The organism is Methylococcales bacterium, from assembly GCA_030949405.1.
Taxonomy (GTDB): domain Bacteria; phylum Pseudomonadota; class Gammaproteobacteria; order Methylococcales; family Methylomonadaceae; genus WTBX01.
In genome coordinates this window covers 2,522,466-2,534,981 of the sequence record JAUZSN010000002.1, presented here as the reverse complement: position 1 = coordinate 2,534,981, position 12,516 = coordinate 2,522,466, and the positions used below count along the sequence as shown (strand labels likewise).

Genomic DNA, 12,516 nt, shown 5'->3' with positions numbered 1-12,516 from the left:
ATTATTTTAATTCATTCCTGGAAATGAGCCGACTTCTTGAATGGTTATATTTGGAAGTGAACTGACGACTTGAACTTTAAAATCAGGGAATGATTGAACACGTTGCCATTGTCCGCAATGATTAGGAAAAGAGCTTACAAATTGTACTTTTAAATCAGGGAAGGCACTGACATATTTAATTTTTATATCTGAAAAAGAACTTACAAATTGAACTTTTCCATATAATTTTATCCCATTCACTGAACAGTATTGATTCCCTTCCGCGTTAACATTAACGTTAGGTGAAAATAGCAATAATAGAATGAATAAGAATTGAAGCATCATTTTTTCTCCGGCCCTTGATAGCCCTCACCTGTTCCAAGTAAGGCGGCAATCATGTTTTTTTGTATTTCAGACGAACCTGAAAATAAACGGCTTGCAAGGGCATCATGAACTAAATTATTCATTTTATGCGTGCTTAAAAGCCCTTTTGTTCCCATAATTTGTATGGCATCTAGACTTGATTGCAAAAAGGATTCTGAGGCGTAAAGCTTGGTTTGCGCACTGGCCAGTGTTAAGCGTTTATTTTTCATTTTTAAACGCGCACATTCATAAAGCCATAAATTAATGGTGTCTAATCGTAATTTCATGTCTGCGATTTTATGACTAATCGCTTGATTTTGTCCTAAATGGACCCCGTTAACTTGACGTTCGCGGCTATATTTGACGATGGTCTCTAATTGCCAACTCATAATGCCACTGATCCCTGCAAAAACAAAGGCACGTTCCAATTCTAACGCATTTTGTATAATTGAAGGCCCTGCTCCAATTTTCCCTAGTCTTCGGTCACTTGGAATTAAGCAGCTCTCTAGTAAGACATCGCCCATTGTTGCTGAGCTGCAGCCTGTTATTTGATGATTATCAGTAAAAAATACTTTTTTATCATCATTTTTAACTAAAAAAGCCGTTAACTTGCCTTCTAGTTTAGCATAAACAACCAGTGTATCCGCAATTGGGCTGTTAGTTATGAATCGTTTGTGGCCTTTTAAAATAAATCCTTTGTCCGTTAAGGTTGCTGTCGTCGTTAGGGCATTAATATCTGAACCTGCTTGAGGCTCAGTAATGGCATGTCCTCCAATCATTTCACCTGATAATAAAGCAGGTAACCAACGCTGTCGTTGTTGAATAGATCCGTAAGTAATTAGGGGAAATATAGCACCCCATAAATGAGCATTAATCGATAAGATTAACCCACTATCTAAACATTGTTTCCCAAGACTATGATGCGCCATGACTAATGCTTCAAAACTATCGCCATGTCCACCGAGTTCAACAGAAACGGCATGTTTTAAAAATTGAAGCCTGCCACAATGACGAAGACGTAGGCGTGATGCGTATTTGTCGCCTTGAGCGGGGATTTGGCTAAAGTCATAGTTCATGATAATTTTAAAAGTTGGCTAAGGGCTGGGGAATCATTATTTACTGCTAAAATCTTAAGGAATAAGAAATTAATGATTTCCGAAAATCGTATACAAAGTCAAAAGCGGTTTTGTAGGCGGGGATAGGCTTATTTCGCTTGCGAAATAACGTAACCCCGTATTGAGTCTCTCTAGGTTATGCTTTTTGCTATGGTAAAAAACTAACCCAGCCTACAATAAAATTTCGGATGTTATTAAATTCTTATTTCTAAGAGGTCTTATTTACGTTTTTTGTAAGGCTATTCGCCTCTACTTTGTGTAATAGCCCACTGGGTAGTTATTTTATTAAGAAAAATATAACGTTGTGATGGAAGAGACTCATTCATATTTATTGGAGGGAGGAGGGTATTTAGTCACCTCAGTATTTTTATTTTATGTACTCACACATGATACCAGTATTCATTGATAAAGGTTACAGGATACTTTGTTTCTCTTACCCTTAGAGCTTGATGTGTTATTAAAAATAAAAATCGGTGACCCACAAGAAGCCATCTTTTATGATAATTTTTACATTTTTTAAATCATAGTTCAGATTATCGTTCCAATAATCGAGGCATTAGTTGAACTAAATTACAAGGGGTTGTTTGATGGTCCAGTTGAGCCTGTATTAATTTGTCCCATGCGGTTCGACACGCGCCTGACGAACCCGGTAAACAAAAAATATAACACGCATTTGCAACGCCTGCCATGGCGCGTGATTGGATGGTTGAGGTGTTAATTTCATCATAAGAGAGCATTCTAAAAATTTCACCAAACCCATCTAATTGTTTATCTAGTAAGGGCGTAATAGCTTCAGGTGTTCCATCTCGACCCGTTACCCCCGTTCCTCCTGTGGTGATAATGGCATTAATATCGGGATGGGCAATCCATGTTGAAATAATCGCTCTAATTTGATAAATATCATCAGTCACTATGGTTTTTTCAATAACGTGATGGCCTGCTTTGTTAATGCGTTCAACTAATGTTTTTCCAGAGGTATCATCTATCTCAGTACGGGTGTCAGAAATGGTTAATACGGCTATTTTTAGGGGGATAAATATTTTTTTTTGTTTCATTTTTTACACTAAAAGTCGATAACTCAAATAAATTATTGATGAATGATCTATGATAAAGCTAAATGCGAAAAATTATTTTGTTTTGTTTGATTTTAAGAATTTTAACGGTAATTTTTTATCTTTTATTTAATTTTCAAGAAAAATGTGAGAACATTCATCCACCCAATATATTGAGTAAGTTTCATCGTTTTGAAAGGATTTTTTAATGCTAAAATCGTTGTGGTCATCTAGTTCACTTGCTATTGCCCCTGTGTTATTTGGGTGGATTATCTTTTATTTTTTCCCTAATTTTCATTGGAATTACCCACTATTTCATGTTTTTTTGGAAGGAGGGGGCGCGCTAATTGCTTTTATGCTGGCATTATTTATAACGACCATGATTAAGCAAGGACGCTTGGAAACGAATTATATTTGGTTGATCGCTTGTTTTATTTCCATGGGAACGCTTGATTTAGCTCATTCTCAAGTACAACCGGGTCAAACTTTTGTTTGGCTGCATTCCTCGGCAACCCTTATCGGTGGTTTTTTTGCGGCTTTAATTTGGGTAACCCCTGAGGTGTCTCAAAAATTTAGGCGTAAAGTCTATTTAATACTGTTAATAATGGCGACGATTGGTTTTAGCGGTTGGTCAATTGTTTACCCTGAGATGTCATTGACGATGCTTGATGAGGATAAAAAATTTACGTTAAGTGCAAAAGTTTTTAATTTAGTCGGTGGGCTGGGCTTTATTATTTCTTGGGGGTATTTTGCTTTAAAATACCATCATAAACATCATCCTGATTCTTTTTATTTTTCGAATCATTTTTGTCTTTTTGGTTTAGCAGGCGTTTTATTTGAAGCGTCAATCTTATGGGATGGCAATTGGTGGTTATGGCATTGTTTAAGAGCGTTTGCCTATCTCCTTTTAGCCCTTCATTTTGCGCAAATTTACTGGGCGGATTTAAATAATCTCACGCGACAAGCCAACGCGTTAGAGCAAGAAAAAGAACGTTTTAAAGTTTTGTTTGAACAATCAGGTTATGGAATTGTTCTTATTGAAAATGGCTTTTTTATTGATTGTAATGAAAAGGCGATCAAAATGATGGGTTATGATGATAAACAATCCATGCTGATTCAACCTGGTGATTTATCACCTCCCAAACAACCCGATGGACAATCATCTGGAGAAAAGGCACGAAGGTTAATTGCAGAGTGCCTTCAAAAAGGCTCAGTACAATTTGAATGGGTACATCGTAAAAAAAATGGGGATGATTTCTGGGTTGATGTTTTGTTAACACGACTTGATTATCAAGACAAACAAATTATACACGTTGTATTGCGTGATATTTCTAAACAAATAGAAGCACAGCGGGTTAAATCAGAATTTCTGGCTAATATGTCTCATGAGTTACGAACGCCCATTAATGGGGTTCTTGGCATTACTGAATTATTATCCAATACGCAGCTTAATAAAATTCAAAAAAATTACATCGAAACCATTCAAGTTTCAGGTGAAACGTTACTGTTAATTTTAAATGATATTCTTGATAGCTCCAAAATGGATGTAGGGGAAATATTTTTTCAAGAAAATGAATTCAATCCGAATGATATTTTAGAACACATTACCTTGTTATTAACCCAATCGGCAACGAATAAAAATATTGAATTAACGACTGAGATTTCTTTACCTGAACCTCACTACTACGCGTTAGGTGATCCTGACCGTATTCGACAAGTACTCATGAATTTAGCGAATAATGCAATCAAATTTACCGAGGAAGGTGAGGTGAGTTTGAAGTTGGTTATCAATGAAAATAATAATAGACTTGTTCTTCTAAATAAAATATATTAAAATCAATTGCTTATATATACTTGATAACATTCACAATCAGTTGATACAGCCTAATAAATAAACTTTAAATTAAATTATTAAAAATAATAAATAAGCTTTATAATAAATTTCTATAAAAAATAAAAATCAAAGTATAACATGAAAATAAAAGAAATTTTACCAAGAATTTATGATGATAGACAGTTAAGAGCTTTAACAGGATTAAAAACAGAACATTTTATTTTACTATTATCTCTATTTGAAAAGACCCTTATTGAAGATCAAAAAGAAAAACATGAAAATAAAGAAAGAAAATACGGTAGTGGTTTAGATAGCACATTAAAAACACCCGCAGACAAATTATTATTTATATTAAATTATATGAAGTGCTATTCTACTTTCGATCACTTAGGGTTTTCTTTTAATATGAATAAATCATGCGCCCATACTCATGTATACAAATTATTTCCAATTTTAATAAAGACGTTAGATATATTTAATGTTTTACCTGCAACAAGTTTTTCAACCCCTGAAGAAATGCAGCAGGCTTTTGGCGGAGTTCAAACATTGATAATAGATGCTACAGAGCGTGCTGTACAACGCCCTAGTGACTATGAAGAACAAAATGAATTTTACAGTGGTAAAAAAAACAGCATACAATTAAAAATACCACTATAGCTTCTTTAGGTCATTTAATTTTATATATTGGGGTTAATTTTCCAGGTAAAAATCATGATTATGGAATGTTTAAAAAAGAATTTAATCCAGAATTAAATTGGTTTAGTAATTTTAATATATTTATTGATTTAGGTTATTTGGGGTTTAATAATGAATATAAAACTAATTCGGTAAATATTCCTCATAAAAAACCAAATAAATCTAAGCATAATCCAAACCCAACATTAACAGAAAATCAAAAAAAAGAAAACAAAGAGATGAGTCGTGAAAGAGTCATTGTTGAGCATGTAATCGGTGGAATGAAAAGATATAGATGCCTAGTTGACAAGTTTAGAAATAAAAAAGAAGGTGTAAAAGATTTATTTTCTTTTTTAGCGGCTATCCTATGGAATTTTAACATGATATATTAACTTCTTCTTAAAGAACAAGTCTAATGAAATGCAGTGTCGATTTGAAGTCAATGATACAGGAATAGGCATCGAAGATAGCGATCAAGCCACTTTGTTTGAACCGTTTGTGCAAGTCGATTCCTCCGATACGCGTAAATATATGGGAACAGGCTTAGGCTTATCTATTTGTAAAAAATTAGTTGAAGCCATGGGGGGCGAAATTGGGATTAAAAGTCAACTAGGTGAGGGGAGTCAATTTTGGTTTTCTTTAACCTTTCCTTTCGGTGAAAATCTGGGGCAAATCGATGATCATAAATTGGAAAATTTTCGGGTTTTATTAGTTGATGATAATGCAACTAATTTAAAAATAGTGAGTGGGTTAGCTAAGTACTGGTTAATGCCATTTACCGCCGTTAATAGAGGTTCCTTAGCCTTAGAGGAAGCAAAAAAAGCCGCTCAACAAAGTAATGCTTATGATGTTGCTATTATTGATCATCAAATGCCAGAAATGGATGGGATTGAATTGATTAAAAAAATTAAATCAGACCCTGAACTAAAAGGAATAAAAACACTTTTATTGTCATCCTTGGATAAGGATATTAAGACCGAAAATTTACAACAGATGGGAATTGATGGCTATTTACGTAAACCGTCCCGTTCATCAGATTTATATAATATGGTTTCAAAATTGGTGAACGTTGTTGATGAACCCAGCATCTTGATAGACACCATAGACCCTATTGATGCGTTAGAAGAAGAACAAGAAACTAATATCCGTTCTGAAAATATTTTAATCGTTGAAGATACGGCGATTAATCAGATGGTTATTATGGGAATTTTAGAATATTTTGGTTTTATGGCGACGTGTGTTAATAATGGTCAAGAGGCTGTTGATGCGTATCAATCCAGTCAGTATCAACTTATCTTTATGGATTTGCAAATGCCTGGCATGGATGGTTATGAAGCGACTCAAGCGATTCGTGCGCTTGAAAAAAATCAGGAAAAAAAGAGAGTCCCTATTATTGCCTTAACGGCAAATGTTATGAATGGTGTCAGTGATAAAGCTTATAAGGTGGGCATGGATGATTATTTAACCAAACCTATTCGAGCCGATCTTATTCAATTGGCACTTGATAAGTGGTTACCCCAGTGTAGAAAATAATACGACAATCGAAGTTTTAGCTGTTTCTGTACTGGATGAGTTGAAATTGTCGTTGGGTATTGAACGTTTTAATTCTATTATATCCATAACACTCATAGAAATAGAAAAAAGGATAGAAACTCTTTATCAACTTATTAAAGAGGATGATCGTTCGTTATTAAAAATAACGGCTCATGGACTGAAGGGAGAATCAGCAACCCTCGGGGCTTTATTTTTATCAGACGCGTGTAAAAAAATGGAATTGATGGCCGAAAACGGTGACGCATGGCTACCAACTTAAGACGGGACAAAATAAAGAACTAACTGCGATATTCTTGTATCATAGGTTAATGACTAAAAAAACAGAACAACACAGAAAATACGCGCAGCTAGTCACGCAATTATCGCTGAAATTACAACAACAGGCAAGCAAACTGTTCGTAACTTAGCTTCAATTGTTGGTCGCTCAAAAAGCAGTGTGCATCGTCATCGTCAAGCGCAAACAAAGCGAAATCGACATCCTGAATCATCATTATGGGAAACCGAGGCAGGTAGTTCTTGGCAAAGATTAATGGTGTTTTCCGCCTTGTATGTCTTTGGATTAAAGGCAGGCGTAGGTGCAGAGACTTTATCGCTGTTTTTTAAAATGATACGGATTGACACCCATGTGGGCGTATCACCCGACGCACTGCGGACTCAAATCAATAAAATGGAAGTCTTATTGCCGCAGTTTCAGCAAGAATGCGAAAAAAGTGTGAAAAAACAAACACGTAAAGTTGTTGCTGGGCTGGATGAGACTTTTTCGGCAACTTTATGATTTTAGTTTTAATGGACTTACGTTCTGGCTATCTTTTGTTGGAAGATATTAGCGATGATAGGTGCTACGATACTTGGTATAAAAAGGTTTCGCCACGATTAGAATCATTAGGCATTGAGGTTAATCATGCGATTAGTGATCGCGCTAAGGCGTTGATAAAAATGGCAGTGACGGGGTTTAAGTGCGAATCGGGGGCAGATATTTTTCATGCTCAACAAGATATGAGTCGCTGGTTAGGCGCGAAAATCGGCAGGCGTGCAGCAAGGGCTGAAAAACAGCGGCAAGCGGCGCAAACCGCAGAGTCTACTGTTTCTAAAACGGCAACGATGCAGAAAATTATTGGACTTAAAACAACACGGATAACGGCTGAAAAAGAGCTTGAAGAAGCCAAAAAAATACAAACAGATTATCACGAAAACTTACAAGGGATTGCGGATGAAGTTCATCCTTTTTCACTCAATGATAGTCGTAGAAACGATGCGGAACAGGTTGAGAAGTTGCTAGAGTTAAGAGCGCGAGCCTTTGAAAAAATAGCGGAAAAACAAGGGATTAACGATCATAAAGGCGTGATGAAAAAGTTTCGTAATCAAATAAAACCGTTAGCGGTATCCATCAGTTTTTGGTGGCTTTGGGTACGCGAAACCTTGCAAAATTTGGGGCTTGATGCGGATACCGAATATTGGTTGACCACAACATTATTACCCGTTGTTTATTGGCATCAGAAAATGGAACAAACTAAAAGCCGCAGGTCAAAGGAAAACTATCGAAAAGCTTGGGAAACCGCGTCTGATAAGCTCAAATCAGACCCATTTAGTGCAAAGTTATCAATCAGTGAAATGCAGCGATGGCTAACATTGGCGGAGCATATGGCAAGGCAGTTTCAACGCAGTTCATCTGCGGTGGAAGGGCGAAATGGCTGTTTATCGCAAATGTATCGCAATGGGCGAGGTTTGAATAAAAAGCGATTAAACGCGTTGACGGTCATTCATAACTACGGAATCAAACGTGAGGATGGCACAACCGCCGCCATGCGTTTATTTGATACCGAGTTTCCAGACTTGTTTTCATGGCTACTGAATGAAATGGGCGAGTTACCGCTTCCTAGAAATAGTCGAAAGCGTGTGTTTTCTAACCCTTTGAAATTGCTGGATGTCCCGTCTTAAATTGGTAGCCAAACGCATGAGATTATCGAACAAATGGAAAAAATTAACTTTGCTGCAACTAAAACGATAAAAACACTTAAAACTCAGGTAAAAATAGTTTAATAATGCTATGATTCCAGAAAGCGTATCTAACGATAAAATGTCCTATTGACTGTAAGAGTTAACTTAATAAATGACCATAAACGAAACCATAAATTTTAAAACAAAAACGGATCCCTATGCTCAGCGTGAATCTGAAAAATATGAATCCCCTATTCCGAGTCGTGAATTAATTTTAGAGTTACTTGAACAGACAGGGAAGCCTTTAGGGCGGAAACAAATTGCTGAAAAATTTGGCCTAGAATCGGCGGATAATCGAGAAGCATTACGTCGCCGTTTGCGAGCGATGGAGCGTGATGGGCAGTTGCTTTTTAATCGTCGACAGAAATATTGTCAGGTTAATAATCAAGATTTAATTGCAGGTCGGGTTTTAGGTCACCCCGATGGGTTCGGTTTTTTAAAGCCCGATGATGGCTCGACGGATTTGTTTTTATCCGCGCGTGAGATGAGTGCATTGATGCATAATGATCGGGTGTTAGTTCATGTCTCTAATATGGATCGAAAGGGTCGTCGAGAAGCGGCTGTTGTTGATGTTTTAGAGCGCAATACGCACCAAATAGTTGGACGATTTTTAAAAGAAAAAGGCTTTTATTTTGTTAGTGCCGATAATAAAAAGATTTGCCAAGATATATTGATCCCTAAAGAGGGGCGTGCAAAAGCAAAAAAAGGGCAAATAGTGGTGGTTGAAATTCTTCAACAACCCACACAACGCCATCAACCCATAGGCAAAATTATTGAAATTTTGGGTAAACACATGGCCCCTGGGATGGAGATTGAGGTGGCTATTCGTTCACACGACTTACCTTATCAATGGCCTGAAAAATTACAACAAGAAATAAAACCCCTAAAAAATAATGTGCCTGACAAGGCGAAAGAAGGACGCGTCGATTTACGTGAAACACCGTTGGTTACGATAGATGGTGAAGATGCACGTGATTTTGATGATGCGGTTTATTGCAAAAAAACCCCCAAAGGCTGGAAGCTATTAGTGGCTATTGCCGATGTATCCCATTATGTTCAAGTAGGGACCGCAGTGGATAATGAGGCAAAAAACAGAAGTACCTCGGTTTACTTCCCAGAGCAAGTCATTCCGATGCTACCTGAAGTTTTATCGAATGGGTTATGCTCATTAAACCCTGATGTCGATAGATTATGCATGGTCTGCGAGCTTTATATTAATGAAGAAGGTCAGGTTGTTCGTTCACGATTTTTTGAAGCGGTTATGCGCTCACATGCCCGCATGACGTATACGGATGTTGCTAAATTGCTGGTTGAAGGCAATAAAAAACTCGCTAAAAAGTACGCCGACTTACTCCCTGATTTACAGCAACTCTATGCGTTATATCAAGCCATGCGAGTGGCGCGTGAACAACGGGGAACAATGGATTTTGATACCCAAGAAAGCCGCATTGTTTTTGGTGAAAATCGTAAAATAGAAAATATTATTCCCATCGAACGTAATGATGCGCATAAATTAATTGAAGAATTTATGATTAGTGCGAACCGAGCGGCGGCACGGTTTCTAATTCGTAAAAAAATGCCGCGATTATTAAGGATTCATGAAGCGCCCAGCACTGAAAAACTACTGACCTTAAAAACCTTTTTAGGGGAAATGGGATTGCATCTAAATGGCGAGGATAAGCCGACACCTTTAGATTTTATGGAATTACTCACATCGGTTCAAGGCCGTGTGGATTCGCATTTAATTCAAACCGTTTTATTACGCTCTATGTCCCAAGCCGTATACAGTCCTGAAACCAAAGGACATTTTGGATTGGCTTTAGAGGCGTATACCCATTTTACCTCACCGATACGCCGTTATCCTGATTTACTGGTTCATCGTGCGATTCGACATTGTATTAATCAACAAAGCCCTGAGAACTTTAGTTATAGCTTTCCTGAAATGTCAATACTTGGCGAGCATTGTTCTGCAAATGAGCGTCGAGCCGATGAAGCCACTCGTGATGTCAATAGTTGGCTTAAATGTGAATACATGATGGACAAAATTGGCGATGAGTTTTCAGGGATTATTTCAGCGGTGACAGGCTTTGGTTTTTTTGTTGAATTAACGAAAGTTTATGTTGAAGGGTTGGTGCATATTACGAATTTACCCCAAGACTTTTTTCATTTTGACCCAACGTCTCATCAATTAAAAGGCGAGCGTACTGGAATTCGTTATCGTTTAGGGGATACCGTACAAATTAAGGTAGTTCGCGTTAATTTAGATGAAAAGAAAATTGATTTTGAATTGATTCAAAAAGCTAAAAAAACAACCCGTCGTAAAAAACATAAGAAAAAGTACGCTAAAAATGAAATTAAATAAACTTTTTGGTATTCATGCGGTACAAGCTGCATTAGATTATTCACCCGATAAAATCATTCAGGTTTGGGTCGATAGAGAACGTCAAGATAAACGTCTCGGAGCATTACTAGAGCAGCTTGGACAGCATAATATTGTCATAGAAACCAGCAACCGTAAAAAGTTAGATGGCTTTGCAGACGGTAAAAGCCATCAAGGCATTGTTGCTAATGTTCAGCTCCCCGCTTTGAAAACGGAGGCCCAATTAAAAGATGATGTTAGAGTGCTTGATGGACTGCCTTTTTTCTTAGTTTTAGATCAAATTCAAGATCCTCATAATTTAGGGGCTTGTCTTCGTAGTGCGGATGCTGCGGGAGTCAATGGCATCATTATAACGAAAGATAATGCCAGTGGAATTACTTCAACGGTCTGTAAAGTCGCTTCAGGGGCTGCAGAAACCATCCCCGTCTATCAAGTGACCAATCTTGCGCGTTGTTTACGCTGGTTAAAAACTGAAAATATATGGATTGTCGGTTCAACAGGCGAGGCGACAGAGACAATTTTTGAGGCTAATTTAAATATTTCTCTTGCTTTAGTGATGGGAACAGAAGGCTCTGGGATGCGTCGTTTAACTCAAGAACATTGTGATTTATTAGTAAAAATTCCTATGGTTGGGCATGTTGAAAGCCTTAATGTATCCGTTGCCGCAGGAATTATGATTTATGAGGTCTTAAGGCAGCGAGGCATTAACGCATGAGCATTATTAACCAATTAAGAAATGAGGCTAATCTTAAGCAAGAAACGGAATTTGCAGAGACAACAGTACAACAGCAACAAGATCAAGCGTATCAAGAGCTGATTCTACCAAAAATGCAAAAAACATTTACCTTTTTAAAAGAAATTATAGGGCATTTAGGCTATCTTGAAAAAGCCATTGAAATTGAGGATTACAGTCAAAAATTTCCAGAAATAGGTGGATTGACTCAACAAGATTATCAAATAAATACCGATGGTTATAGCGGGTTTTCTGATTTTGATAAAATTAAACAGATTAATGTTACGTTTGTTTGTGTTGGTAAAGGCTCATTTGATTATGGACTGGAAGGGCGTAGTCGAATAGAAAGTGAAGTGGCTTTTTTACATTCAAAAAATATAGCCTTTGATTGGAACCAATTTGTAAATAAAAATGGGGTTGATGCGGCTCAATTTACGATTACTCGAAAAATTCCTGTTCGGTTTCGTTTTGAAGCGGATACGAATCATTCAAAAATTAAATTATTAATTAATAATCATGAAGATTTTAATGTTTACAGTAAAGCTTTTGATCCTGATGAAATTAACGATGAATTATTAGATGAAGTCATTCGTTTTATGTTAAGAAAAGACAGTGATTTCATTCGTTTAGATATTAATAATCAAGATAAATTACGAATTCAGAAAAAAGCAGAAGCATTACAAATGCAACAAGCACAATGGCTTGAGGAAATTAATGTTGAGGAACAAGAGGTTGCTACTCAAGACACCCATTCGAGTAAATTTTTTAGTCGAATAAATCTATTCACTAAACAAAAAAAGTAAGCATTTAATGATAAAAAAGACGCTAATATT

The 12,516-nt window shown here is 36.7% G+C and carries 13 protein-coding genes; 10 read left to right on the top strand and 3 right to left on the bottom strand.

Going from position 1 to position 12,516, the window contains the following annotated elements; all coding sequences use genetic code 11:
- Positions 1-6: 6 nt before the first annotated feature.
- From Q9M50_13050 to moaB, 3 genes are all read right to left on the bottom strand, one after another.
- Positions 7-324, bottom strand: coding sequence for a hypothetical protein (locus tag Q9M50_13050; GenBank protein ID MDQ7091539.1), 318 nt, complete (start codon positions 322-324; stop codon positions 7-9).
- Complete coding sequence (locus Q9M50_13045; protein ID MDQ7091538.1) at positions 321-1,418, bottom strand: acyl-CoA dehydrogenase family protein; 1,098 nt, start codon at positions 1,416-1,418, stop codon at positions 321-323. The genes Q9M50_13050 and Q9M50_13045 overlap by 4 nt, the downstream gene beginning before the upstream one ends.
- Positions 1,419-1,990: 572 nt before the next feature.
- Entirely contained in the window at positions 1,991-2,512 is a 522-nt protein-coding gene (gene moaB / locus Q9M50_13040) for a molybdenum cofactor biosynthesis protein B (GenBank protein ID MDQ7091537.1), read from the bottom strand.
- Positions 2,513-2,717: 205 nt separating this feature from the next.
- Between moaB and Q9M50_13035 the strand changes: the two genes are divergently transcribed.
- From Q9M50_13035 to Q9M50_12990, 10 genes are all read left to right on the top strand, one after another.
- Positions 2,718-4,343 carry a histidine kinase dimerization/phospho-acceptor domain-containing protein gene (locus Q9M50_13035; protein MDQ7091536.1) on the top strand — a complete coding sequence of 542 codons (1,626 nt, stop codon included), beginning with the start codon at positions 2,718-2,720 and terminating at the stop codon, positions 4,341-4,343.
- Between the two features lie 138 nt (positions 4,344-4,481).
- Positions 4,482-5,000, top strand: a complete 519-nt coding sequence (locus Q9M50_13030) for a transposase family protein (protein ID MDQ7091535.1) — start codon at positions 4,482-4,484, stop codon at positions 4,998-5,000.
- Positions 5,001-5,026: 26 nt separating this feature from the next.
- Positions 5,027-5,410 carry a transposase family protein gene (locus Q9M50_13025; protein MDQ7091534.1) on the top strand — a complete coding sequence of 128 codons (384 nt, stop codon included), beginning with the start codon at positions 5,027-5,029 and terminating at the stop codon, positions 5,408-5,410.
- 28 nt (positions 5,411-5,438) lie between these two features.
- Positions 5,439-6,551 (top strand): response regulator, encoded by a 1,113-nt coding sequence (locus Q9M50_13020; protein ID MDQ7091533.1) that lies wholly within the window; start codon positions 5,439-5,441, stop codon positions 6,549-6,551.
- Positions 6,520-6,831 carry an Hpt domain-containing protein gene (locus Q9M50_13015; protein ID MDQ7091532.1) on the top strand — a complete coding sequence of 104 codons (312 nt, stop codon included), beginning with the start codon at positions 6,520-6,522 and terminating at the stop codon, positions 6,829-6,831. The genes Q9M50_13020 and Q9M50_13015 overlap by 32 nt, the downstream gene beginning before the upstream one ends.
- A 177-nt stretch (positions 6,832-7,008) precedes the next feature.
- Positions 7,009-7,347 carry a hypothetical protein gene (locus Q9M50_13010; GenBank protein MDQ7091531.1) on the top strand — a complete coding sequence of 113 codons (339 nt, stop codon included), beginning with the start codon at positions 7,009-7,011 and terminating at the stop codon, positions 7,345-7,347.
- On the top strand, positions 7,344-8,510 hold the full coding sequence (locus Q9M50_13005) for a DUF6399 domain-containing protein (GenBank protein MDQ7091530.1): 1,167 nt from the start codon (positions 7,344-7,346) through the stop codon (positions 8,508-8,510). Before Q9M50_13010 ends, Q9M50_13005 begins: the two co-directional genes overlap by 4 nt.
- 172 nt (positions 8,511-8,682) lie before the next feature.
- Positions 8,683-10,932, top strand: coding sequence for a ribonuclease R (rnr, locus tag Q9M50_13000; protein ID MDQ7091529.1), 2,250 nt, complete (start codon positions 8,683-8,685; stop codon positions 10,930-10,932).
- Positions 10,919-11,665, top strand: coding sequence for a 23S rRNA (guanosine(2251)-2'-O)-methyltransferase RlmB (gene rlmB, locus Q9M50_12995; protein ID MDQ7091528.1), 747 nt, complete (start codon positions 10,919-10,921; stop codon positions 11,663-11,665). Before rnr ends, rlmB begins: the two co-directional genes overlap by 14 nt.
- A complete protein-coding gene (locus Q9M50_12990; protein ID MDQ7091527.1) occupies positions 11,662-12,486 on the top strand; it encodes a hypothetical protein in 825 nt (274 codons plus the stop codon). Before rlmB ends, Q9M50_12990 begins: the two co-directional genes overlap by 4 nt.
- Positions 12,487-12,516 lie beyond the last annotated feature (30 nt).

Excerpts from the sequence above, each read along its gene's own strand:
- moaB (MDQ7091537.1), bottom strand. The coding sequence starts at position 2,512 with ATGAAACAAAAAAAAATATTTATCCCCCTAAAAATAGCCGTATTAACC.
- Q9M50_13030 (MDQ7091535.1), top strand. The coding sequence starts at position 4,482 with ATGAAAATAAAAGAAATTTTACCAAGAATTTATGATGATAGACAGTTA.
- Q9M50_13045 (MDQ7091538.1), bottom strand. The coding sequence starts at position 1,418 with ATGAACTATGACTTTAGCCAAATCCCCGCTCAAGGCGACAAATACGCA.
- Q9M50_13005 (MDQ7091530.1), top strand. The coding sequence starts at position 7,344 with ATGATTTTAGTTTTAATGGACTTACGTTCTGGCTATCTTTTGTTGGAA.
- Q9M50_12990 (MDQ7091527.1), top strand. The coding sequence starts at position 11,662 with ATGAGCATTATTAACCAATTAAGAAATGAGGCTAATCTTAAGCAAGAA.
- rnr (MDQ7091529.1), top strand. The coding sequence starts at position 8,683 with ATGACCATAAACGAAACCATAAATTTTAAAACAAAAACGGATCCCTAT.
- Q9M50_13035 (MDQ7091536.1), top strand. The coding sequence starts at position 2,718 with ATGCTAAAATCGTTGTGGTCATCTAGTTCACTTGCTATTGCCCCTGTG.
- Q9M50_13020 (MDQ7091533.1), top strand. The coding sequence starts at position 5,439 with ATGCAGTGTCGATTTGAAGTCAATGATACAGGAATAGGCATCGAAGAT.
- Q9M50_13050 (MDQ7091539.1), bottom strand. The coding sequence starts at position 324 with ATGATGCTTCAATTCTTATTCATTCTATTATTGCTATTTTCACCTAAC.
- rlmB (MDQ7091528.1), top strand. The coding sequence starts at position 10,919 with ATGAAATTAAATAAACTTTTTGGTATTCATGCGGTACAAGCTGCATTA.